The sequence below is a fragment of the Variovorax sp. 01N429 genome (assembly GCF_056399425.1).
Window position 1 is genome coordinate 402,851 of record NZ_JBFTRG010000001.1, and the last position, 21,245, is coordinate 424,095.

A 21,245-nucleotide genomic window follows, 5' to 3' on the forward strand; every position below is an offset into this window, starting at 1 on the left:
TGCATTGTGCAAAGCGCAAAAGCCGCTACTTCAGCTTCTCGTCTTCCTTTTTCGCTTCGGCCATGGCCTCGGGCTCCAGCTCTTCCGCCGAGCGGTTGAGCCGGATGAAAACGCCCCAACCGATCAGGATCACCCCGACCGAGCACAGTGTCGCGGCCGCGTAGAGAAGGAGTTCCGGCGCCTCCCGAGCCTTGAAGGTCCCCACCAGCCCTTCAACCGCCACTGCGACCACGATCACGACCATGAAGCGCGAAAGGAACCTTCGCACGCGGGTCGGGGCGCTGATGTGGGCGTCGCGGACGACCTCTTCCTCGGCGATGGTCTGGGAGATCTGCAACGCGACCACCGCCGCCGCCAGCAGGCCCATGGCCTCGATGATGGTCTCGGCCGCCGAGGGATCCAGTCCTTCGGCAAACGCCGTCCAGGTCACCCGCGTGGCGATCGCGATCAGCATCAAGGCTGTCGTGGCAAACAGGACAGCCATGAATGCATGGATCGCCGAGTAGACGCGAAGGAGCAGTTTCATGGGAGGCAATGAAGATGCGCAGGAGCATGGTTCACCTTTGCGCATCCATCTGTAGTCCGCCGCCGCCTGCGCACCGAAATGCGTGACCTCGCTACAGCGCCGCCACGATCACATGCGCCTGGATCTTGCCGACCACTTCCCCTTCTCCATGCCGGCTGGCGATCATCTCGGCCGCGCGATCTGTCACCAGCTGAAGCAGGCTGGCATCGCGCGCCTCGATCTCATTGCGCAACGGCGTTCCCTGGCAGTAGGCGGAGGCGGCGTCGCGTGCCGACGGCGCGTGACTCACCTTCTCGTGCGTCTCGATATCGATGTGCGCGAACCCTGCGCGGGCCAGTTCGTCGCGGATGAGTGCGACGTCGTGGTAGCCATGCGGCGTGCGGGCGAGGAAACGCGGAGGGTCGTGAGGGAACACCGCAGCGGCTGCCTGGGTGACCTCATCGGCAAAGGCGTTCTCTTCGATGCGGTCCCAGACGCTGAAGACGAAGCGCCCGCCGGACTTCAGTACGCGACGCGCCTCGGCATAGCCGGCCACGCGGTCGGGAAAGAACATCGCACCGAACTGGCAGCAAACGACGTCGAACGCGGCATCCTCGAAAGGCAGGTGGAGCGCATCGGCCTGTCGCCATTCGATTCGGCCGTCCGACCCCTGCCGAGTCGCGGCGTAGTCCAGCATCGGGTGGTTGAGGTCGGTCACCACGTAACGTGCATCGGCGCCGAGTCTCGGCGCAAGCGCCCGCGTGACCACGCCACTGCCGGCTGCGGTCTCGAGCACCGCCGCGGGCGAAAAGCCGGCGACAAGCTCCGCCGTGTCCGACGCGTAAGCCTGGAAGATCAGCGGCACCATCAGCGTGTCGTAGAACATCGGGATGGAACCCGCGAACACCTTGTCGCTGTCAGCCATGAGACCCCCTTTTGCCCTTGGGCGTAGTGGTTAGTCAAGCCCTCACTGGTACACCGCGAGCCGCCGTGACCCGGCGAGGATGTCGCTCGGTCGAAGACCATACACCTGCCGTATCGAATGGCTGAAGTGGGTCGAATCCGGATAGCCCGTATCGAGGGCGATATCGGTCAGCGTGCCTTCCTGGCGCACATGGCGAAGCAGGCTGCGCGCTCGCTTCCAGGCACGGAAAGCGCGAAAGGTCACGCCGGTTTCTTGCTTGAACAGATGCAGGAAGCGCGAGAACGACAGCTTCACGCCCGCCGCGCATTGCTCTGCCGAAGTCTGCGCTGCAGGGTCGGCGTTGATGCGATCGATGACGGTGCGAATGCGCGCATCCATGGTTCGCGGCACCAGCAGCTGATCGAAGAAGAGTTCGTCGAACTCGAATTCGTCGAAGCAGCCGCTGCCCGAAGCGGCGAGCAACCGGGCGTGCGCTTCGCGCACCCGCAGCACGAAGGCCGGCGCATCGACCGGGCCGCAATGCTGCAAAAAAGCAGGCAAGCGCGAAGGGTCGACGGATTCGGCTTCGATCAGCAGATTGAGGACCAGGCGTTGGTCGGTCGTGACCTGGTGCGGCACCTGGGGCGGGACCACGAGCAGTTCACCGCTCTGCCAGGCGCCGCCGCCAATGCGGATCCGCAGTGGCGCATGGGCGGGTGCGACGTAGATTCCGTGACCGCCGAGGCTTCGCTCAGCGGCCGCGCCCAGCAGGCCGGCATAGAACACGCGATGCGTCGTGAGCCACATGAGACGCTCGCCGCCGCTGTGGCCGTTGGGTGCGCCCGGTGTCGATTGCCCGCTGGTCAAATGGCATCTCCTTTGATCCTTCGAGACGGATCGTAGCGGCGGCACGAATCCCGGCGCGCTCACCGGCGCGGGGACTTTCCCTTACGGCCGGAGCACTCGGCGCAACTCGGCCGCACAGAGCGCGACCGCTGTGTTCGCTTCATCGAGGATCTTTCCCATGAGGACAAAGCCGTGGATCTGCCGCTCAAAGCAGACGTAGACGGCGGAATTGCCTGCTTCAGTCAACGCTTCGGCATACGCCGCGCCCTCGTCGCGCAACGGGTCGTAGCCCGCCGTGAGCACCAGCGCTGGCGGCAGTCCTCGAAGATCCTTGTGCAGCAGCGGAGAGGCACGCCAATCGGCATCGTCTTTCGCGTCGGTGATGTAGTGGTCATGAAAGTACGCAATCGTGTCGCTGGTCAGCACGTACCCCTGGCCATTGGTGGTGTGCGAGGGATGGACGCACCGCATGTCGGTGGCCGGGTAGATCAGCAACTGAAATGCGATGGGCAGGTCGCCCGCGTCGCGTGCAGCGATGGCAACCACCGCTGCCAGGTTGCCGCCGGCACTGTCGCCGCCGACTGCAAGACGGCTGGCGTCCACGCCGAGTGCCGCCGCTTCCTTGCGCACCCATCGCGTGGCGGCGAGCACGTCGTCCACGGCGGCCGGAAAGCGATGCTCCGGCCCCATCCGGTAATCCACCGCGACGACTGCGCAGTGCGACTGATTGGCCAACTCGCGGCACAGCGTGTCGTGCGTTTCGAGGTCACCGATCGTCCATCCACCGCCATGGTAGTAGACGAGCACCGGCAACATGCGGTCGGCCTTTGAGCCCAGCGGCCTGTAGAGGCGCATCGGAATCGGCCCGCCCGGGCCTTCACCGCTGAAATCCCGTACTTCGGCAAGCTCGGGCGGCGCAGGCTGTGTGATGGCACGGCGCTCACGGTAGAACTTGCGCGCGTCCGCGACCGTCAGCGTGTGCGTCGGCGGCACGCCCTTGCTCGCCAGCAGATCGATGAAAGCCTTGGCTTGAGGATGCAGCATGACGGTCTCCGATGAGGTGAAGTGAATCAGGCTTGGCGAGGCTTGACGCGCGAGGCGGCTTCCTTGGCATTGCGGCGCGCCGTGTCGATGTCTGCCGCATGTGCGAGCGCAACGCCCATGCGGCGCTTGACGAAACTCTCGGGCTTGCCGAAGAGGCGGACGTCGACGCCCGGCACCGCCAGCGCATGGGCGACACCGTCGAACGCGATTCCCGTGGCATCGACACCGCCGTAGATCACCGCGCTGGCACCCGGGCTCTTGAGCGTGGTGTCGACCGGCAGCCCGAGAATCGCACGGGCGTGCAGTTCGAACTCGTTCTGCCACTGGGTCGCCATGGTGACCATGCCGGTGTCGTGCGGGCGGGGGCTGACTTCGCTGAACCAGACCTGCTCGCCCTTGACGAACAGCTCGACACCGAAGAGCCCCTGTCCGCCGAGATCGGACGTGACGGCCCGGGCGATGTCCTGCGCCTTCTTCAGCGCTGCGGGAGCCATCGGATGCGGCTGCCAGCTCTCGACGTAGTCACCACTCACCTGCACATGGCCGATCGCGTCGCAGAAATGCGTCTGCACGGCGCCTGCGGCGTCGATGGCCCGCACGGTGAGCAGCGTGATCTCGTAGTCGAAGTCGATGAAGCCCTCGACGATCACGCGGCCGTGGCTCACGCGACCGCCGGCCATGGCGTAGTCCCAGGCTTTCTGCACGTCCGCGGGACCCTCGATCTTGCTCTGGCCCTTGCCGGAGCTGCTCATCACGGGTTTGACAATGCAGGGGTAACCGATGCCTTCATCGATGGCCGCCTGCAGTTCGGCCAGCGAATCGCAGAACTTGTAGGGACTGGTCGGCACGCCGAGCGTCTCGGCGGCCAGGCGCCGGATGCCTTCGCGGTCCATGGTGAGGCGTGCTGCGCGCGCGGTGGGGATCACGCGCACCACGCCTGCGTCTTCCAGCTCCTGCAGCATCGGGGTGGCAATGGCCTCGATTTCTGGCACGACGAGCTGCGGCTTCTCAGCCTCGATCAGCGCCTTGAGTTGCGCCGGGTCGCTCATGGTGATGGTGCGCGCGTGGTGCGCAACCTGCTGGCCCGGCGCGTTCTCATAGCGGTCGACGGCGATGGTTTCGACGCCCAGGCGCTGGAGTGCGATCAGGACCTCCTTGCCGAGCTCACCGGAGCCGAGAAGCATCACGCGGGTGGCGGTGGGAGAAAGAGGTGTGCCGAGGGTGGTCATGGTGCGGATTCGTGGCTGTGGGACTGAACGCGGCACTTTAAATCACCCTGCTGTCACACGCGGCAACGGTGCCGCCTGCGCGGCTGTTTCACAATCTCGGCCAGTTCCTCAATTCATTCCCCCCGTTTTTTTCGGTTTCATCCTCGTTTTTGTTTTTATCCCTGAAGGAGCATTTCTCGTGACTCTCATGACTATCCAGACAGTCGGCATCATCGGTGCAGGCACGATGGGCAACGGTATCGCGCAGGCTTGCGCGGTCGCGGGCGTCAACGTCGTGATGATCGACGTCGCCCAGGCCGCAGTGGACAAGGGCCTTGCCACTGTGACGGGCAGCCTCGACCGCCTGATCAAGAAGGACAAGCTCAGCGCCGCGCAGAAGGATGCGGCGCTCGCGCTGATCAAGGGATCGACCGACTACGAAGACCTCAAGGCCGCGCAGCTCGTGATCGAGGCCGCCACCGAGAACCACGCGCTCAAGCTGAAGATCCTCAAGCAGGTCGATGCGCTGGTGGCGCCCGAAGTGATCATCGCGTCGAACACGTCGTCGATCTCGATCACGCAACTGGCCGCAGCCACCTCGCGCGCGGACCGCTTCATCGGCATGCACTTCTTCAACCCGGTTCCGATGATGGCGCTGGTGGAAATCATCCGGGGCTATCTGACCAGCGATGCAACGCATGACGCGGTGAAGGCGCTGGCAGAGCGGCTGGGCAAGTCGCCCATCACCGTCAAGAATGCGCCGGGCTTCGTGGTCAATCGCATTCTCGTGCCGATGATCAATGAGGCATTCTTCGTGCTAGCCGAAGGTCTCGCGACGGCGGAAGACATCGACGCAGGCATGAAGCTCGGCTGCAACCAGCCGATCGGCCCCCTGGCGCTGGCGGACATGATCGGACTGGACGTCTGCCTGGCCGTGATGGAGGTGTACCTCGAACAGTTCGGCGACTCCAAGTACCGCCCCTGCCCGCTGCTGAAGGAAATGGTCGCGGCCGGCCAACTCGGTCGCAAGACCGGCCGCGGTGTGTACAAGTACTGACCCCCAGCCTCGCCCACTTCGTGTGGCTCTGCACCCCCTTTCAGGGGGCAATACCAGCGGCCCGGCTGAGCCGGTTCCGCGGTATTTCTGGGATTGCGCTGCACCTTTTCTTTTTAACAACCTGGAGACAAGCTGAATGACCGCCACGCCCACTACGCCGCCGCCCGAAGGGTGCATTGACACGCAGGTGCTCGACCATGTGCTGCTGATCGGCATCAACCGGCCGGCCAAGCGCAATGGATGGACGCCCGCGATGTTCCGGCAGCTTGCCGAGGCCTACACGCGGCTCGATGACGATCCCTCGCTGCGGGTCGGTGTGCTGCATGCCTTCGGCGATCACTTCACGGCAGGGCTCGACCTTCCGGCGGTGACCGAATTCATGAAGCGCGGCGAGAAGGCCGTGCCGGCCGGCCTTGTCGAACCCCACGACTTCGGCTTGCCGGGCTACCGTCGCCGCACCAAGCCGATGGTGGTGGCAGTCAAGGGCATCTGCTTCACCGTGGGCATCGAGCTGATGCTCGGTGCTGACATCGTGGTCGCGGCGGACAACTGCCGCTTCTCGCAGATGGAAGTGCAGCGCGGCATCATGGCCACGGGCGGCGCCACGCTGCGGATGGCCGAGCGCGCAGGCGTGGGCAATGCAATGCTGCATCTGCTGACGGCCGACGAGTTCGACAGCGCCGAGGCCCTTCGCCTCAATTTCGTCCAGCGGGTGGTCCCTGCCGGACAGGAGCTGGAAGAAGCTCTGCGCATCGCCCAGCACATTGCGGCACAGGCGCCACTGGCCGTGGTCGCGACGCGGCTCAATGTCATCAAGGCCATCGAGCAAGGCCCCCTCGCCGCGGTCGAAGATTTCATTCCGGTGCAGAAGACGCTCTCGAACAGCGAGGACGCGGCCGAAGGCGTGCGTTCCTTCATCGAACGCCGGCCGGCGCGCTTCTCCGGTCGCTGACCCAAGGATTCATGACGCCGGATCATCCGGCGACAAATTAAATTGCACGCAATTTAATTGCTGGCTATACTTCAGGCCATGCGCACTCCAGCACCTTCCGCACCCTCCGCCGACGAGATGCTGCGCCTGGACAACCAGCTCTGCTTTGCGGTGTATTCCGCGTCGCTGGCCATGACCAAGCTGTACAAGCCGCTGCTTGAAAAGCTCGGGCTCACCTACCCTCAATACCTCGTCATGCTCGCACTGTGGGAGCGCGATCGGCTCATGGTGTCGGAACTCGGCGAAAAGCTCTCGCTCGACTCCGGCACGCTGACGCCCCTCCTGAAGCGGCTCGAGGCCAACGGTCTGGTGGCGCGCATCCGCGACGCCGAAGACGAGCGCCGCGTGCGCATCAGCCTCACTGCCGCGGGGCGCAAGCTCAAGGCGCGCGCCGCCAGCGTGCCGGCCTGTCTTCTGGCCGCTTCGAGCTGCTCGATCGATGAACTGGTCTCGCTCACGCAGCAAATGCAGCGATTGCGTGACCGCATCAAGGTCGCCTAGCTTTCCCGGAATTTTTTTCAACCCCCAACCCAAGGAATCACCATGGTCAAGAAACTCGACAAGGTCCTCTACACCGCTCAGGCGCACACCATCGGCGGCCGCGACGGCTCCGGCAAGACCAGCGACGACGCGCTGGACGTGAAGCTCAGCTCGCCCGGTTCAGGCAAGCCCGGCACCAATCCCGAGCAGCTCTTCGCCATCGGTTATTCGGCCTGCTTCATCGGCGCAATGAAGGCCGTCTCGCCGAAGATCAACGTCAAGGTGCCGGACGACGTGGCGATCGACGCCAGCGTTTCGCTGGGCCCGATCGACGGCGGCGCGGCCTACGGCATCGCGGTCAAGCTGGCAATCACCTTGCCTGGCCTCGACGACGCACAGAAGAAGCTGCTGGTCGAGACCGCGCACCAGGTCTGCCCGTATTCGAATGCCACGCGCGGCAACGTCGAAGTCGAGCTGTCCATCGCCTGATCGACGTCAGTCCTCAGGGCCCGTCCGGGCGTCGCCTAAGCGACGACAGGGCGGGCCTTTTTCATGCAACTGAAGCAGGTCTGCGCTAAGGTCTGCGCCCGCACACGGCAAAGAGAGGCTGCCTCATGAGCACGACCAAATTCCTGGTCCGAAAGGACGATCTCGCTTCCACACGCGTGCGTGCCGCCGAAGACACCCGGCTTGCCAACGGGCAGGTTCGCGTGCGCATCGACAGCTTTGCCCTCACGTCCAACAACATCACCTATGCCGCTTTCGGCGACGCGATGAGCTATTGGCAGTTCTATTCGACGGGCGAGGAAGGCTGGGGCAGCATTCCGGTGTGGGGTTTCGCGTCGGTCGTCCATTCGTTGCATCCGGGCGTTGCCGTGGGTGAACGGCTGTACGGCTACTTTCCGATGTCTTCCGCCGCCGTGCTGACGCCGGAGCGTCTCTCGCCAGAGCGCTTCACCGACGGAGCACCCCATCGCGCGGCGCTGCCGGCGGTCTACAACCAGTACTTCCGCTGCAAGTCCGATCCACTCTATTCGGCGGACACCGAGGATGTGCAGGCACTGCTGCGGCCCCTCTTCATCACCTCCTGGCTGATCGACGACTTTCTCGACGACAACGACTTCTTCGGCGCGCGGCCCGGCGCGGTGCTGCTGTCGAGCGCATCCAGCAAGACAGCCTACGGCACCGCCTTCCAGTTGGCGCAACGCGAAGGCATCGAGGTGATTGGGCTGACGTCCGCCGCCAACAAGGCCTTTTGCGAAAGCCTCGGCTGCTATCACCGCGTGCTGGCCTATGAAGAACTCGACCAGATCGCCGCGGACAAGCCCTGCGTCTACGTCGACTTCGCGGGCAACGGCGCGCTGCGCCAAGCGATCCACACGCGCTTCGGCCAGCTCAAGCACAGCGCCTCGATTGGCAGTACCCACCTCGACCAGCGGGCCACGCCAGGCAGCGGAAAGGACCTTCCGGGCCCGCGCGCCACCTTCTTCTTTGCGCCGGCCCAGATCAAGAAGCGCACCACCGAATGGGGCGCAGAGGCCTTCGGCCAGCGGATGAAGCAAGCGTGGCATGCCTTCATCGGACGGGTGACCGACCCAAAGGCGCCATGGCTGCGGACCGAGCACCATGCAGGCATCGCCGAAGTGCAGGCCGCCTATGCGGAAGTCCTCGCGGCCAAAAGCGATCCGCGCGTCGGGCACATTCTTTCGCTGGCGAGAAGCGAAGCCGCCACATAGCGACAATCGCCGCATGACCCAGTCTGCGGCGAAAGCCTCCGCCCACCCTTACGAGAACCTCACGCCCGATGTGGTGCTCGACGCGCTGGCAACGCTCGGCCTGCACGGAGATGGCCGGCTCACCGCGCTCAACTCCTACGAGAACCGCGTCTATCAGGTGTATCTGGAAGATCGCAGCGCCGTGGTGGTCAAGTTCTACCGGCCGGGCCGCTGGAGCGAGGCCGACATTCTTGAAGAGCACGGCTTCTCGCTCGAACTCGCGGCGGCCGAAGTGCCCGCGGTGCCCCCCATCGCGGTCAACGGGCAGACCTTGCACCGCCATGGCGGCTTCGCTTTCAGCGTGAGCCCCTACCGCGGCGGGCGGTCGCCGGAGCTTGACGATTTCGAAGTGCTGGAATGGGTGGGCCGCTTCCTCGCGCGCATTCATTCCGTCGGCGCGCGGAAGCCCTTCGAATCGCGCCCCACATTGGACTTGCAAACCTTCGGCATCGCATCGCGAGACTGGCTGATCGGCAATCACATGGTGCCGCTCGATGTGCAGCGCGAATGGGAAACCGCCTGCAACGAGGCTTTCGAAATGATCGCCGCCACGGCGCTCCGCCCGGCCGGACAAGGCGGCGCCGATGGACCGGGCGAATCCGCGCTGAAGAAGCTGCGGCTGCACGGGGACGTGCACCCGGGCAACATTCTTTGGACGCCCACCGATCGGCCCGAGGGCGGCCCGCACTTCGTCGACCTCGACGACGCGCGCACCGGCTTCGCGGTGCAAGACCTGTGGATGCTGCTTTCCGGTGATCGTGCCCAGCGCACCGGCCAGTTGAGTGGGCTACTCGACGGCTACGAGCAGTTCCGCAGTTTCGATCGCCGCGAACTCGCTCTCATCGAACCGCTGCGCACGCTGCGGCTCATTCACTACAGCGCATGGCTCGCGCGCCGCTGGGAAGATCCAATCTTTCCGATCAACTTTCCGTGGTTCGGATCGAGCGACTACTGGAAGGGGCAGATCCAGATGCTGCAGGATCAGTGCGAAGCGATGGCGGAAGAGCCGCTGTACGCCTGAAGGCTCAGTCCGCGGCCGGCCGGCCGGCCTGCAAGGCGCGCAGGAAGCCCTGCACCACCGCATTCGGAGGTCCGTCCCTCCAGACGCAGAAGGCCTCCGAGCGCGCCACCTCTTCGTCCAGCGGCCGGAATGCCGCGCCTCGGAGCGCCGCGTGATGCAGCGCACTGGGCACTAGGGCGACGCCCATTCCCTGCGAAACCAGCGAGACCACCGAAAGCCAGTGACGCACCTCGTGCCTTACCTCGGGCCGGAATCCCGCATCGGCGCAAATCGCCAGGATCCGCTCGTGATAGTCAGGCGACGCGCTGCGAGAAAACAGCACGAAGGGTTCGTCGCGCAGGCTCGCCATCGGGACCGTGCGCCGCCGCGCCAACCTATGGCCGACCGGCACGCACGCCACGAAGGATTCGGACACCAGCAGCGCGTGCCGCAGTTCGGCCGGCATCCGGCTCGTGTGCACGAAGCCGAAGTCGAGCCTGTCATGCAGCAGTTCGGCGATCTGCTCGCCTGAGTTGAGTTCGGCCAATGTCACCCGGACCGCGGGATGCTTTGCCTGGAACTTGCGCAAGGCCTGCGGCAGCCCGCGATAGAGCATTGCGCCGACGAAGCCGATGCGCAGCCGGCCGGCCGAGCCTTGCGACACGTCGCGCGCTTCGAGCGCGGCCTCTTCGGCCTGGCGCAGCAATGCGCGCGCCGATGCCTGCAACGCCTCGCCGGCGGGGGTGAGGTGCACTTCCTTGCTGTTGCGCTCGAAGAGGCGCGCGCCGACGGATTCCTCCAGCTGCCGGATGGCAACGCTCAGGGGCGGCTGCGAAATCGCGAGCCGCCGCGCAGCCCGCCCAAAATGCAGTTCCTCGGCGAGCACGACGAAGTAGCGCAGATGTCGAAGTTCCATGCGGCAGTCTCGCACGATAGGTGAATCGGATCAAACAAGTGGTATTTGATATTGGACAAGAATCGTGCAGGCTCAAAAAATGCGGCCCAAAGGAGACAAGACATGTCCAGCACAGAAGCCGCGCACCCCGTGCCTGACCGCCACGGGCAGAACCTTTTCACCACCGATACCGAGCTGCACAAGCTACTCGCGCTGTACCTGCCGCCGGATCTACTGGAACACATGCAGCCGCATTTCGAGCGCCTCGGCGCCTTGGCCGGTGGCCCGCTCGACGAGCTGGCGCAGACCGCGGACCGCAATCCGCCGACGCTCAAGCTGCGCACCCGCACCGGAATCGACGACCAGAAGGTGATCAAGCATCCGGCCTACGTCGAGATGGAGCGCCTTGCGCTCAGCGAATTCGGTCTGGCTGCGATGTCTCACCGCGAAGAAACGCTGGGCTGGAAGGGCAAGATGCCGCCGCTGGTCAAGTACGTGCTGACCTACCTCTTCGTGCAGGCCGAGTTCGGCCTGTGCTGCCCGGTTTCAATGACCGATTCGCTGACGCGCACACTGAATAAGTTCGGCAGCCCCGAACTGGTCGAGCGCTTCATCGGCCGCCTCACTTCGCTGGATTTCGACACGCTGGCGCAGGGCGCCATGTTCATGACCGAGCAGGCGGCCGGCTCCGACATTGCCGCCACCGTCACCCGCGCGTGGCAGGACGAGGCCGGCCAGTGGCGCCTCAGCGGTGACAAGTGGTTCTGCTCCAACCCCGACGCCGATTTCGCGATGGTGCTGGCGCGCGTCGACGGCGGACTTGCCGGCATGAAGGGCGTGTCGCTGTTCCTGCTGCCGCGCCAACTCGACGACGGCAGCGCCAACCACTACCGCATCATCCGGCTCAAGGACAAATTGGGCACGCGGTCGATGGCGAGCGGAGAGATCCGTCTCGAAGGCGCCGTGGCTTACCTCGTCGGCGAACAGGGGCGCGGCTTCGTGCAGATGGCCGACATGGTCAACAACTCGCGCCTGTCGAACGGCGTGCGCGCGGCCGGGCTGATGCGCCGCGCGGTTGCGGAAGCCGAATACATCACGAGCGAACGCCGCGCCTTCGGCAAGCGGCTCGCCGACATGCCCCTGATGCAGCGCCAATTGCTGAAGCTGCGCCTGCCGGCCGAACAGGCGCGCACGATGGTGTTCCAGACCGCGCTCGCGCTGGCCCGTTCGGACCAGGGCGACCAGACTGCCTATCCGCTGCTGCGCATCCTCACGCCGCTCATCAAGTTCCGCGCCTGCCGCGACGCACGCAAAGTGACGGGCGACGCCATGGAAGTGCGCGGCGGCTGCGGCTACATCGAGGAATGGGCCGATCCTCGCCTGGTGCGCGACGCACATCTGGGTTCGATCTGGGAAGGCACCAGCAACATCGTCGCGCTCGACGTGCTTCGCGCGATCAAGCGGGAAGATTCGCTGAGCGCGCTGCACAAGCACTTCTCGGTACTGCTGGACGAAGCAGCGACGCCGGCTTCTTCGGCTTCTGCTTCAATTGCTTTCTCACCTGCTTTCGCATCGGCCTTGCGGGACGCACTCTCGCGCGCTGCCGCGCTCGCCACCACCGCAACACAGGAAGGCGGCGACGTGATCGCGCGCCAGGCCGCATCGGCGCTTTATCACACGTGCAGCGCCATCGCGATGGCGTGGGAAGGCGCCAGGACGGGCTCGGCGCAGCGCGTGCAATGGGCGCAACTGGTGCTGCTGCATCGCGTGCTTCCGCGCGATCCGCTGACACCCGATGCAGTCCCTGCCAATTGGGCGGGCAGCAGCGCAATGCCGGCACTCGCGGCCGCCTGAGCGCCAGCACTCAATCGACTTCAAACAGACAACACCGACCCAACCGGAGACACACACATGCGAATTCTTGCGACTTTCCTGATGGCCGCCGCGGCGGCATTGCCCCTGCTGCCCGCCGCTCACGCCGACACCTTTCCCGACAAGCCGATCACGCTCGTCATACCGTTCCCGCCCGGGGGACCGACGGATGCCATGGCGCGCACGCTCGCCGCCGAAATGAAAGACCGCCTGGGCCAGCCCATGATCGTGGAGAACCGAGCCGGCGCGGGCGGCAACATCGGCGCCGAGTTCGTGGCGCGTGCCGCACCCGATGGCCAGACACTGCTGTTCGGGACGTCCGGGCCGCTCGCCATCAATTCGAGCCTCTACCGCAAGATCAATTACGACCCGGTGAAGAGTTTCGCGCCAGTGATCCAGGTCGGCGACCTGCCGAACATCCTGGTCGTGAACCCGTCCGTGCCGGCGAAGAACGTGAAGGAGCTCGTGGCCTACGCCAAGACCAATCCGGGCAAGTTGAGCTATGCGTCCTCCGGCAATGGCGCTTCGTCGCACCTGGCGGGCGTGATGTTCAGCGCGATGGCCGGCGTCGATCTGCAGCACATCCCGTACAAAGGCACCGGCCCGGCGCTGAACGATCTGCTCGGCGGTCAGGTGAGCATGAGCTTCACCGACGTGCTCACCGCGCTGCCGTACGTCAAGGCCGGCAAGCTGCGCGCGCTCGGCGTCACCACGGCCGCCCGTTCGCAGGCGCTCCCCAATGTTCCGACGGTGGCCGAGCAAGGCGTGCCGGGCTTTGACGTGAGTGTGTTCTTCGGCATCGTCGCACCGGYCGGAACGCCGCCCGATCGCATCGCCAAGCTCAACAAGGCGTTCGTCGAAGTGCTGGCCACCCCCAAGGTCAAGCAGTTATTCGCTTCGCAAGGGCTGGAACCGGCACCGTCGAACACGCCAGAGCAACTGGGCAAGTTCATCGGCGCGCAGATGGCCAAGTGGTCCGGCGTCGTCAAGCAATCCGGCGCGCAACTGGATTGAAGACGCCATGACCACCACCGGCACTACCGGCACTACCGGCACTACTGGTACAACGGGCGCCCTTGCGGGCATCCGCGTGCTCGACATCTCGCGCATCCTCGGCGGTCCTTACTGCGGGCAGATCCTGGGCGACCACGGCGCCGACGTGCTCAAGGTCGAACCGCCCCAAGGCGATGACACCCGCACCTGGGGCCCGCCCTTCAAGGACGGCGTGGCTTCGTACTATCACGGGCTCAATCGCAACAAGCGCATCCAGCATCTCGACCTGGGCACGCCTGAGGGACGCGAGGCGCTGCTCGCGCTGGTTGCCGAAGCCGACGTGCTGATCGAGAACTTCAAGACCGGCACGATGGAGCGCTGGGGGATCGGCTACGACACCCTGTCGCAGCGCTTTCCGCGTCTCGTGTGGTGCCGCGTCTCGGGCTTCGGCTCGGACGGGCCGCTGGGCGCCCTGCCCGGCTATGACGCGGCCGTGCAAGCGATGACCGGCATCATGAGCGTCAACGGGGAAGCAGGTGGCGGTCCGCTGCGCGTCGGCTTGCCGGTGGTCGACATGGTGACCGGGCTCAACGCCGTCATCGGCGTACTGCTCGCGCTCAACGAGCGCCAACGCAGTGGACGTGGACAGTTCGTCGAAGCGGCGCTCTATGACAGCGGGTTGTCGCTGCTGCATCCGCATGCGGCCAACTGGTTCATGGACGGCACGGCGCCGCGACGCACCGGCAACGCGCACCCGAACATCTACCCATACGACGCGCTGGCGACAAAGACCGATCCGATCTTCGTGGCGGTCGGCAACGACCGGCAGTTCGCCAGCTTCTGCGCCTGCATCGGACAGCCCGGGCTCGCCGAAGACTCGTTGTACAAAACCGCTGGGCAGCGCTCGGTGCATCGCGAAGGGCTCAAGCAGCAGCTCGAAGCGGCGCTGGCGGATTTCGACGGCCGCACGCTGGTGGACACGCTGATGGCTGCAGGGGTGCCCGCGGCGCCGGTGCTGCCGGTGGATGCGGCGCTCATGCATCCGCATACGGAGCATCGCGGCATGGTGGTCGAACTCGAAGGCGGCTATCGCGGCATCGCGTCTCCCGTCAAGCTCAGCCGCACGCCGGCGACGTATCGGCACGCGCCGCTGACGCCGGGCAGCGAGTTCTCCTAGAGACTCATCACCGGGCCGTGGCGCTGGACGGCGGTGTGCTGCCGTTCAAGTACGCGCTCCTGGGCCTGTTGCTGCACGCGTTCGATCGCCTGCTCCCAGCTTTGTGTGCTTTGCGCGACGGACGTATTGAGCGCTTCTACTGTCGGCACCGCGGCGATGCGCTTGAGCGCCGAATCCAGCGCGCCTTCGACCGCGAAAACCTTTGATGCATCGGTGCTCAACACCGCGTGGTCGATGTGGCTCATTCCATTCGCCTTGGCCGCAACCACGAGCGCCGCAGCGAGTTGATCGCTGCGCTGATCGGGCGTGCGGCCTACCTCCGCATCGAGTCGATGCACACCGGCTCGCGCCTGCTCGAACATCGTGTGGTCGGGGTGCCCGGGATGGTCGAGTTGCACGACCGGAGTGTCTCGATCCGGCACGGTCGACAGTTTGCTCGGCGTCGGTAGGCCATTGATCGGCACATGGCTGTGGCTGTCGGCGGTATGGTCGAAATGCGCGACGGTCCCTGGAGCATGCACGTCGTGATAAGGGCAGCGTGCAGCCGGCCTGGGCAGGGAAATGCCGTTTTGCTCAAGCAACAACTCTTGCAGCCCGAGTCCGCGCATGTCCAACTGCAGCTTGCCGGCCAGCGTTGGATTGAGCATTTCATATTGGCAAACGGAACTCACCAAAGAAGCGCCGTAGTAGTTGGCGTAGTCGGAGTTGCCATGGTGGCCCAGCTGTGTGCTCTGCGGCGCTTTGTCGAAGTAGTGCTTTCCGGCGGCTTCGACGTTGCGAGAATCCGGCGTGATGGAGAGATCGGCGTTGAGGGTGAAGCCGTCTTTCGCAACGAATTGCGTGCGTCCGGCGATTTCCTGGAGTTCGATGAAGTCGTTGACGTACTCAACTTCCCGCGCCAGTCTTCCGAGGTCGGAAAGCTGGGCTTCTGGATTGCCATGCTTCACCCGACTGACCAACGCATTCCAGCCGGCGATATGGGCGCTGGCTTCGTCCCTGCGGTTGGTCGCCAGCATCTGGTCCAACGCCGGGCTGTAGTCATGGACTGCCTGACCGCTCTCCAAGACGCGGCGAACGTTCTCGTCGAATCCTTCAAGTCCTTTCCTGGTGTGCTCGCGATTCATTCCATGCCGGGTTTCGTGGCCCAAAACGAAGGTGAGCCGACCGCCTTTCTCGAGGTCCAGGACATCGCCGTACTTGAGGTTGATCGTCTGTGTGTCGGGGCTGTATCTGGCCCCGACGTTCTCACTCGCGGGCATCAGCGCCAAATGCTTCAGATGGCCTCTTGCGACTGCATCGCTCATCTGCTGCATCAACACGGGCGATCCCTTGATGACCGCGCGCAGGTTCAGATAAGCGGCTGATGTCGGGTCGCCAATGTCACGGATCACCCGTTCGAGCTCGGGACTGATCGAACTCACTACATGGCCCCCAAGTCCATGTATTTCACAAGGAAGCCGATATAGACTCTATTGACGCATCGGTGCGAGATCTTTTCAATACTTTCGCCGCTCTCACCGACGATGCCGACGTCTACTTCGACCAACCCGCGCTGGTATTGCTTGCCAGCACTTCGTTGGCGAGTGTTGCCGACGTGCCGGTAACCGATCTTGAGCAACGCTTCGTGAAATTGTGCGAGGTCGAGTTGGCAAATGCCCGTCATCGGTGGATTCTGGCCTCTATATTTTTCGGTCTCATAAAAATTCAGGCCGAGGTCCGCAAGACGGGTCGTGCTGTTTGGACCCCAGAGATATAGGTATCGCCACATTTCAGTCAACGGCTGAAGTGACATGTACGTATCCTCGTTGGGTTTGTCAGAAAACGGCGTCATGGCAACTCCGCTAAATTGCGCCACCCGCTCGACGGTCAAATCCTGCGGCTGATGCAAGGTGTCGATCAACGCCAGAAGGCGACGCAGTACTTCAGGCGCATCCGGGCGCGCTGCCTCTGTAGTAGCTCGACTCGCCATGTTGCTTTCCTCCGGTTTGATTGGGGATGTGTTCGCCGCCGAAGAGCAGGCGCCGAGCGTCAGGCTGAACGACACGCAAAGAAGCGCATGCGCGGCCAATCTCTTTATTGATTTTTTTGAATTGTCGGAATTGATGGATCCGGCAGGAGCCGCAAAGCGTGCAGTTCGGGGCCGGCGGCAAATCGCAATACGACGAGTTATTTTCTTCTCCCTGTGCGCTCGAATTCTTGAATTCTAGGCACAGCTCGTTCCGTGCCTTTCAAGAACAGGCGCTTTTCCTTAGAAGAAAGAAGTAACGAGGGTTCTGATTGCCCCGCAATTCGCGCATGTCTGTTCACCGCGTCAATAAACTGCATCGGTACGCCGCCTTCAACTCAATTTGGCGTCTCAGGGAGAATATGAGCATTCGAAATTCAATCGTTGCCGCCGCAACGACCACTGCGTTGCTGGGCTGCGCCGGGCCTTCTTCGCCGCCTTCTTCGCCGTCTTCTTCACCAATTGGCGCTCCGACATCGCGCTCTACCGGCCCGGGCGAAAGCAAGGCAACTGCAATAGAAGTCTGCGGACCATTCGGCGAGCGCGCATACCTGGAGCGCCTTCAATGTCCTGATGGTTCCGCGCTCGCCTACCGGCGAGTCGGCAACTTCGGCACGAGAAGCGACCTTCCGAGCGATTTCACCCGCGAAGAGGCGTCGGGATTGCTGGAGCGCAACATGAGTGGCGCGCCCCTCAAGTCCGGCGAGTCGGACTATCACGTCATCGACGGATACGAGCTTTCATGCGGCCCGGCAAAGCGCATGGTGTACATGGACATGTACCACTGCCACCAAGCGCCGCCCAACGAAGTGCCCGAGGGCTTCCAAGTCAAGCCCAACTGACTTGAGCGCCGCGCGCGTCGCTCGCGCGCAAAGCGCTCAGCGCATCCGCCTACGCGAGCAAGGCGTTCACGCGCCGCACGTAGGCCGCCGGATCTGCAGGCAGACCGCCCTCAGCCAACAGCGCCTGGTCGAACAGGATGTTCGCCAGATCATCGAAGTGATCGGAGCCTTCCAGCTTCTTGACCAGCGGATGCTCGGCGTTCACTTCCAGCACCGGCTTCACTTCGGGCGCAGGCTGGCCCGCCTGCTTGAGCATGCGCGCGAGCTGGGTGCTCATGCCGCCGTCCTGCACTACCAGGCAAGCCGGCGAATCGACCAGACGCGTCGTCACGCGGACATCCTCGGCCTTGTCCTTCAGCGCCTCCTTCAGACGCTCGAGCATGGGCTTGAACGACTCGGCGGCTTCCTCGGCGGCTTTCTTCTCCGCCTCGTCCTGGAGCTTGCCCAGGTCGACCGCGCCCTTCGCCACGCTTTGCAGCGGCGTGCCGTCGAACTCGGTGAGGTAGTTGAGCGCCCATTCGTCCACGCGATCGGTCATCAGCAGAACCTCGATGCCCTTCTTCTTGAAGATTTCCAGCTGTGGACTGTTCTTGGCGGCAGCCAGCGTATCGGCGGTGATGTAGTAGATCGCGTCCTGGCCTTCCTTCATGCGCGACTTGTAGTCGGCAAAGCTCACGCTGACGGTGTCGCTCGTGCTCGACGCGAAGCGCAGCAGCTTGGCAATGCGCTCGCGGTTGGCAAAATCTTCGCCCAAGCCTTCCTTGAGCACCGCGCCGAATTCCGCATAGAACTTGGCGTACTTGCCCGATTCGTCTGCGTAGTTCGCAGCGGCCTCGGCGGCGGGCGTGGCGTTCTTGTCGACGGCGTCCGTCACACCTTCGGTCGGCTCGGGCGAAGGCACTGATTCGCCCGAGCCCACGTCGATCTTGCCCTCGTTGCTGTCACCGGCGGTCTTCTGCTTCTTGGCAAGGTCTTCCAGCATGCCCAGCACGCGCTTGGTGCTGCCTTCGCGGATCGCCTTCACGTCACGGCTTTCTTGCAGCAGCTCACGGCTCACGTTGAGCGGCAGGTCGGCGGAGTCGATCACGCCCTTCACGAAGCGCAGGTAGCTCGGCAGCAAGGCCTCGGCGTCGTCCATGATGAAGACGCGCTTCACATAGAGCTTGACGCCGGCGCCCTTGTCGCGATTCCAGAGATCCATCGGCGCCTTGGCGGGGATGTACAGGAGTTGCGTGTACTCGGTGTTGCCTTCGACGCGGTTGTGGCTCCAGGCCAAAGGCGCCTCGAAGTCGTGGCTGATGTTCTTGTAGAACTCCACGTACTGTTCTTCGGTGATGTCCTTCTTGGGGCGGCTCCAGAGTGCGTTCGCCTGGTTGACCGTCTCCCATTCGCCGGTCTTGACCATCTGGCCGCCCTTGTTCTCCTCGCCCTCTTTCCACTCCTCTTTTTCCATGAGGATCGGCAAGGAGATGTGGTCGGAATATTTCCCAATGATCGACTTGAGCTTCCACGCATTGAGGTACTCGTCGGCGTCATCGCGCAGATGCAGCGTGACGCTGGTGCCGCGTTGGGGCCGGGTGATCGTGTCGACCTCGAAATCGCCGGCGCCGCCGCTGACCCAGCGCACGCCCTCTTCGGCCGGCAGGCCCGCGCGGCGCGATTCGACGGTGATCTTGTCGGCCACGATGAAGCCCGAATAGAAGCCCACGCCGAATTGCCCGATGAGCTGTGCATCGGCCTTCTGGTCGCCGGAGAGCTTGCTCATGAACTCCTTGGTCCCGCTCTTGGCGATAGTGCCGAGGTTGTCGATCGCTTCCTGCTGGCTCAGGCCAATCCCGTTGTCGGCGATGGTGAGCGTCTTGGCGTCCTTGTCGAAGGAAACGCGCACGTCCAGATTGGGCTGATCTTCATACAGCGCGGGTTGGTCGATGGCCTCGAAGCGCAGCTTGTCGCAGGCATCGGACGCATTCGAAATCAGCTCCCGCAGGAAGATCTCCTTGTTGGAGTACAGCGAATGGGTGACGAGGTAAAGCAGCTGGGCGACTTCGGCCTGGAATGGAAGTTTGGTCTTGGAGATGGTCATGACGCGGTAACTATCAAAGAGAAGAAGACGCCTTTCGGCGAACAGGGAACTTTACAAGAGCTGCAAGTGAGCGGCCAACGTGGAGAAATTCACGGACGGAAGCGCCCGGGAAAAGATCGACCCAGTAGTTGCAAAGACTTACAACACGCTAACGCCCCAAAAAGTACTCAATGAGACTTTTCTGAGGAATATGTCCAACAGTCTCCGTAGGAGTGCACCTACATTTCTTCCGTCCCCTTCGCAAAAACCAAATTCAAACTTCTTGGAACTAACGATGAAAAAGCTGCTTCCCTTTGCCGCCCTGACTCTCGTCGCGGCCGCCTTCACGAGCGCCGCCCTTGCGGCAACAGGTCCGGCGACGGCCACGTTCCAGGTCCTGCTCACGGTCACCAAGGCCTGCTCGGTCACAGCGGGCGCAGCGTCCAATCTCAATTTCGGCTCCCAGGACCCGACAACGGCAGGCTTGGCCGCCACCAACACCTTCAGCGTGACCTGCTCGAAGAGCACGCCCTACACCGTCGGATTGCTTCCCTCGAACACCAACACCTCGGGCGCAGGCGTCATGAAAGCCCAGAACGTCGCACCGGTGACCGGCAATACGGATACCGTTCCCTATCAGCTGCGTTCCACCGCGGGTGCGACCGGAACCATCTGGGGCAATACCGCTACCAGTGCCGCGAAAGGAAACGGCGTGGGCGCGACCGGCACCGGCGCGGCGGTATCGCATACGGTTTATGCAACGATTGCAGGCGCGGCTACCAACGTGACACCGGACAGCTACGCCGACACCGTCACCGTCCAAGTCAACTACTGAGACTGAACTGCGACACCATGCGCTTGCGACACGTTGTCCCCGTCCTGCTCGGCCTTGCCTGCGGAATTGCCGCGGCAAGCGGCCTGCAGGTCTCGCCTGTCACGTTGACCCTCCGCGCCTCCCAGAACGCGGATGGCCTCTGGCTCAGCAACACGGGCGACAACGTGGTGCATGCGCAGGTACGCGTCTATCACTGGACCCAGGAAAACGGCGAGGACAAACTCACGCCGTCGCGCAACCTTCTGGTGAGCCCCCCGATATTGCAACTGGCGGCGACAGACCGGCAACTGATTCGCGTTATCCGGACAGGCGCACCGCCCAGCGGAGCCGGTGCCGTCGAGGACGCATACCGCGTGGTCATCGACGAGTTGCCGGTCGAGAACCAGGAGGCCAGGAAGGGCCTGCAGTTCGTGCTGCGCTACTCGCTGCCGATCTTCATCGAACCGGCTGGTCCCGCACCCAGCCCGCCGCAATTGACGTGGTCACTGAGCCGCCAGGGCGATCAGGCGGTCCTCGAAGTGGCCAATGCCGGGGGCACACACGCGCAACTGGCTGAACTCAATTTCGTCGATGCGTCCGGACGCCGAACAGCCGTCCATGGAGGTCTGCTCGGTTACGTATTGCCTGGCGCAAAAATGCGCTGGCCGTTGACGCCGCCGGTCGCCACCTTTGCTGCCGGTGGCTCCATGGAAACGATGGTCAATGGCAACACCGCGCAGCAAAGTCTCCCGGCCATCGAACGCGCGCGCTGAAA

Annotated in this window: 22 protein-coding genes; 13 read left to right on the plus strand and 9 right to left on the minus strand. The window is 63.8% G+C overall.

Annotated features, from left to right (window positions below):
- Nucleotides 1-25 precede the first annotated feature (25 nt).
- The 5 genes from AC1DSF_RS01920 to purT form a co-directional block, all read right to left on the minus strand.
- Nucleotides 26-526: a hypothetical protein gene (locus tag AC1DSF_RS01920; RefSeq protein WP_478125024.1), complete on the minus strand. Its 501-nt coding sequence runs from the start codon at nucleotides 524-526 to the stop codon at nucleotides 26-28.
- A gap of 91 nt (nucleotides 527-617) precedes the next feature.
- Complete coding sequence (locus AC1DSF_RS01925) at nucleotides 618-1,430, minus strand: class I SAM-dependent methyltransferase (RefSeq protein ID WP_478125025.1); 813 nt, start codon at nucleotides 1,428-1,430, stop codon at nucleotides 618-620.
- 42 nt (nucleotides 1,431-1,472) lie between these two features.
- Entirely contained in the window at nucleotides 1,473-2,216 is a 744-nt protein-coding gene (locus tag AC1DSF_RS01930) for a helix-turn-helix domain-containing protein (RefSeq protein ID WP_478125284.1), read from the minus strand.
- Between the two features lie 141 nt (nucleotides 2,217-2,357).
- Complete coding sequence (locus AC1DSF_RS01935; RefSeq protein ID WP_478125026.1) at nucleotides 2,358-3,299, minus strand: alpha/beta hydrolase; 942 nt, start codon at nucleotides 3,297-3,299, stop codon at nucleotides 2,358-2,360.
- Between the two features lie 26 nt (nucleotides 3,300-3,325).
- Complete coding sequence (gene purT / locus AC1DSF_RS01940) at nucleotides 3,326-4,528, minus strand: formate-dependent phosphoribosylglycinamide formyltransferase (RefSeq protein WP_478125027.1); 1,203 nt, start codon at nucleotides 4,526-4,528, stop codon at nucleotides 3,326-3,328.
- 187 nt (nucleotides 4,529-4,715) lie between these two features.
- Here purT and AC1DSF_RS01945 point away from each other — a divergent pair, with 187 nt between their 5' ends.
- From AC1DSF_RS01945 to AC1DSF_RS01970, 6 genes are all read left to right on the plus strand, one after another.
- The gene (locus AC1DSF_RS01945; RefSeq protein ID WP_478125285.1) at nucleotides 4,716-5,564 is read left to right on the plus strand and encodes a 3-hydroxybutyryl-CoA dehydrogenase; all 849 of its coding nucleotides are present in this window, start codon (nucleotides 4,716-4,718) and stop codon (nucleotides 5,562-5,564) included.
- 136 nt (nucleotides 5,565-5,700) lie between these two features.
- Complete coding sequence (locus tag AC1DSF_RS01950; protein ID WP_478125028.1) at nucleotides 5,701-6,516, plus strand: crotonase/enoyl-CoA hydratase family protein; 816 nt, start codon at nucleotides 5,701-5,703, stop codon at nucleotides 6,514-6,516.
- Between the two features lie 78 nt (nucleotides 6,517-6,594).
- A complete protein-coding gene (locus AC1DSF_RS01955; protein WP_478125029.1) occupies nucleotides 6,595-7,056 on the plus strand; it encodes a MarR family winged helix-turn-helix transcriptional regulator in 462 nt (153 codons plus the stop codon).
- A gap of 42 nt (nucleotides 7,057-7,098) precedes the next feature.
- Nucleotides 7,099-7,524, plus strand: coding sequence for an organic hydroperoxide resistance protein (locus tag AC1DSF_RS01960; RefSeq protein WP_478125030.1), 426 nt, complete (start codon nucleotides 7,099-7,101; stop codon nucleotides 7,522-7,524).
- Between the two features lie 125 nt (nucleotides 7,525-7,649).
- The gene (locus tag AC1DSF_RS01965; protein WP_478125031.1) at nucleotides 7,650-8,771 is read left to right on the plus strand and encodes a DUF2855 family protein; all 1,122 of its coding nucleotides are present in this window, start codon (nucleotides 7,650-7,652) and stop codon (nucleotides 8,769-8,771) included.
- Nucleotides 8,772-8,784: 13 nt separating this feature from the next.
- Nucleotides 8,785-9,831 carry a serine/threonine protein kinase gene (locus AC1DSF_RS01970; protein WP_478125032.1) on the plus strand — a complete coding sequence of 349 codons (1,047 nt, stop codon included), beginning with the start codon at nucleotides 8,785-8,787 and terminating at the stop codon, nucleotides 9,829-9,831.
- A gap of 4 nt (nucleotides 9,832-9,835) precedes the next feature.
- Here the strand turns inward: AC1DSF_RS01970 and AC1DSF_RS01975 are convergent, their stop codons facing one another.
- A complete protein-coding gene (locus AC1DSF_RS01975; RefSeq protein ID WP_478182232.1) occupies nucleotides 9,836-10,726 on the minus strand; it encodes a LysR family transcriptional regulator in 891 nt (296 codons plus the stop codon).
- A gap of 102 nt (nucleotides 10,727-10,828) precedes the next feature.
- Here AC1DSF_RS01975 and AC1DSF_RS01980 point away from each other — a divergent pair, with 102 nt between their 5' ends.
- Genes AC1DSF_RS01980 through AC1DSF_RS01990 form a run of 3 tightly spaced genes read left to right on the plus strand, consistent with a single transcriptional unit; the run spans nucleotide 10,829 to nucleotide 14,747 of the window.
- On the plus strand, nucleotides 10,829-12,559 hold the full coding sequence (locus tag AC1DSF_RS01980; protein WP_478182233.1) for an acyl-CoA dehydrogenase family protein: 1,731 nt from the start codon (nucleotides 10,829-10,831) through the stop codon (nucleotides 12,557-12,559).
- A gap of 57 nt (nucleotides 12,560-12,616) precedes the next feature.
- The gene (locus AC1DSF_RS01985) at nucleotides 12,617-13,591 is read left to right on the plus strand and encodes a Bug family tripartite tricarboxylate transporter substrate binding protein (protein ID WP_478182234.1); all 975 of its coding nucleotides are present in this window, start codon (nucleotides 12,617-12,619) and stop codon (nucleotides 13,589-13,591) included.
- A gap of 7 nt (nucleotides 13,592-13,598) precedes the next feature.
- Nucleotides 13,599-14,747, plus strand: a complete 1,149-nt coding sequence (locus tag AC1DSF_RS01990) for a CaiB/BaiF CoA transferase family protein (RefSeq protein WP_478182235.1) — start codon at nucleotides 13,599-13,601, stop codon at nucleotides 14,745-14,747.
- Here the strand turns inward: AC1DSF_RS01990 and AC1DSF_RS01995 are convergent.
- Nucleotides 14,744-16,168 (minus strand): XVIPCD domain-containing protein, encoded by a 1,425-nt coding sequence (locus AC1DSF_RS01995; protein ID WP_478182236.1) that lies wholly within the window; start codon nucleotides 16,166-16,168, stop codon nucleotides 14,744-14,746. The genes AC1DSF_RS01990 and AC1DSF_RS01995 overlap by 4 nt on opposite strands.
- Nucleotides 16,168-16,716, minus strand: a complete 549-nt coding sequence (locus tag AC1DSF_RS02000; RefSeq protein WP_478182237.1) for a hypothetical protein — start codon at nucleotides 16,714-16,716, stop codon at nucleotides 16,168-16,170. The genes AC1DSF_RS01995 and AC1DSF_RS02000 overlap by 1 nt, the downstream gene beginning before the upstream one ends.
- Between AC1DSF_RS02000 and AC1DSF_RS02005 the strand changes: the two genes are divergently transcribed.
- The gene (locus tag AC1DSF_RS02005) at nucleotides 16,715-16,954 is read left to right on the plus strand and encodes a hypothetical protein (protein ID WP_478182238.1); all 240 of its coding nucleotides are present in this window, start codon (nucleotides 16,715-16,717) and stop codon (nucleotides 16,952-16,954) included. The two genes, AC1DSF_RS02000 and AC1DSF_RS02005, sit on opposite strands and share 2 nt — an antisense overlap.
- Nucleotides 16,955-17,429: 475 nt before the next feature.
- On the plus strand, nucleotides 17,430-17,594 hold the full coding sequence (locus AC1DSF_RS02010; protein ID WP_478125039.1) for a hypothetical protein: 165 nt from the start codon (nucleotides 17,430-17,432) through the stop codon (nucleotides 17,592-17,594).
- Between the two features lie 49 nt (nucleotides 17,595-17,643).
- On the opposite strand, the gene htpG is transcribed toward AC1DSF_RS02010, so the two are convergent.
- Nucleotides 17,644-19,677, minus strand: a complete 2,034-nt coding sequence (htpG, locus tag AC1DSF_RS02015; protein WP_478182239.1) for a molecular chaperone HtpG — start codon at nucleotides 19,675-19,677, stop codon at nucleotides 17,644-17,646.
- 274 nt (nucleotides 19,678-19,951) lie between these two features.
- Between htpG and AC1DSF_RS02020 the strand changes: the two genes are divergently transcribed.
- Complete coding sequence (locus AC1DSF_RS02020; protein ID WP_478125041.1) at nucleotides 19,952-20,491, plus strand: Csu type fimbrial protein; 540 nt, start codon at nucleotides 19,952-19,954, stop codon at nucleotides 20,489-20,491.
- Between the two features lie 17 nt (nucleotides 20,492-20,508).
- On the plus strand, nucleotides 20,509-21,243 hold the full coding sequence (locus tag AC1DSF_RS02025; protein WP_478125042.1) for a fimbrial biogenesis chaperone: 735 nt from the start codon (nucleotides 20,509-20,511) through the stop codon (nucleotides 21,241-21,243).
- Nucleotides 21,244-21,245 lie beyond the last annotated feature (2 nt).

Excerpts from the sequence above, each read along its gene's own strand:
- AC1DSF_RS02000 (WP_478182237.1), bottom strand. The coding sequence starts at position 16,716 with ATGGCGAGTCGAGCTACTACAGAGGCAGCGCGCCCGGATGCGCCTGAA.
- AC1DSF_RS01970 (WP_478125032.1), top strand. The coding sequence starts at position 8,785 with ATGACCCAGTCTGCGGCGAAAGCCTCCGCCCACCCTTACGAGAACCTC.
- AC1DSF_RS01935 (WP_478125026.1), bottom strand. The coding sequence starts at position 3,299 with ATGCTGCATCCTCAAGCCAAGGCTTTCATCGATCTGCTGGCGAGCAAG.
- AC1DSF_RS02005 (WP_478182238.1), top strand. The coding sequence starts at position 16,715 with ATGTTGCTTTCCTCCGGTTTGATTGGGGATGTGTTCGCCGCCGAAGAG.
- htpG (WP_478182239.1), bottom strand. The coding sequence starts at position 19,677 with ATGACCATCTCCAAGACCAAACTTCCATTCCAGGCCGAAGTCGCCCAG.
- AC1DSF_RS02010 (WP_478125039.1), top strand. The coding sequence starts at position 17,430 with ATGAGTGGCGCGCCCCTCAAGTCCGGCGAGTCGGACTATCACGTCATC.
- AC1DSF_RS01980 (WP_478182233.1), top strand. The coding sequence starts at position 10,829 with ATGTCCAGCACAGAAGCCGCGCACCCCGTGCCTGACCGCCACGGGCAG.
- AC1DSF_RS02025 (WP_478125042.1), top strand. The coding sequence starts at position 20,509 with ATGCGCTTGCGACACGTTGTCCCCGTCCTGCTCGGCCTTGCCTGCGGA.
- AC1DSF_RS01965 (WP_478125031.1), top strand. The coding sequence starts at position 7,650 with ATGAGCACGACCAAATTCCTGGTCCGAAAGGACGATCTCGCTTCCACA.
- AC1DSF_RS01950 (WP_478125028.1), top strand. The coding sequence starts at position 5,701 with ATGACCGCCACGCCCACTACGCCGCCGCCCGAAGGGTGCATTGACACG.
- AC1DSF_RS01960 (WP_478125030.1), top strand. The coding sequence starts at position 7,099 with ATGGTCAAGAAACTCGACAAGGTCCTCTACACCGCTCAGGCGCACACC.
- purT (WP_478125027.1), bottom strand. The coding sequence starts at position 4,528 with ATGACCACCCTCGGCACACCTCTTTCTCCCACCGCCACCCGCGTGATG.
- AC1DSF_RS01930 (WP_478125284.1), bottom strand. The coding sequence starts at position 2,216 with ATGTGGCTCACGACGCATCGCGTGTTCTATGCCGGCCTGCTGGGCGCG.
- AC1DSF_RS01925 (WP_478125025.1), bottom strand. The coding sequence starts at position 1,430 with ATGGCTGACAGCGACAAGGTGTTCGCGGGTTCCATCCCGATGTTCTAC.
- AC1DSF_RS01990 (WP_478182235.1), top strand. The coding sequence starts at position 13,599 with ATGACCACCACCGGCACTACCGGCACTACCGGCACTACTGGTACAACG.
- AC1DSF_RS01945 (WP_478125285.1), top strand. The coding sequence starts at position 4,716 with ATGACTATCCAGACAGTCGGCATCATCGGTGCAGGCACGATGGGCAAC.
- AC1DSF_RS01955 (WP_478125029.1), top strand. The coding sequence starts at position 6,595 with ATGCGCACTCCAGCACCTTCCGCACCCTCCGCCGACGAGATGCTGCGC.
- AC1DSF_RS02020 (WP_478125041.1), top strand. The coding sequence starts at position 19,952 with ATGAAAAAGCTGCTTCCCTTTGCCGCCCTGACTCTCGTCGCGGCCGCC.
- AC1DSF_RS01920 (WP_478125024.1), bottom strand. The coding sequence starts at position 526 with ATGAAACTGCTCCTTCGCGTCTACTCGGCGATCCATGCATTCATGGCT.
- AC1DSF_RS01975 (WP_478182232.1), bottom strand. The coding sequence starts at position 10,726 with ATGGAACTTCGACATCTGCGCTACTTCGTCGTGCTCGCCGAGGAACTG.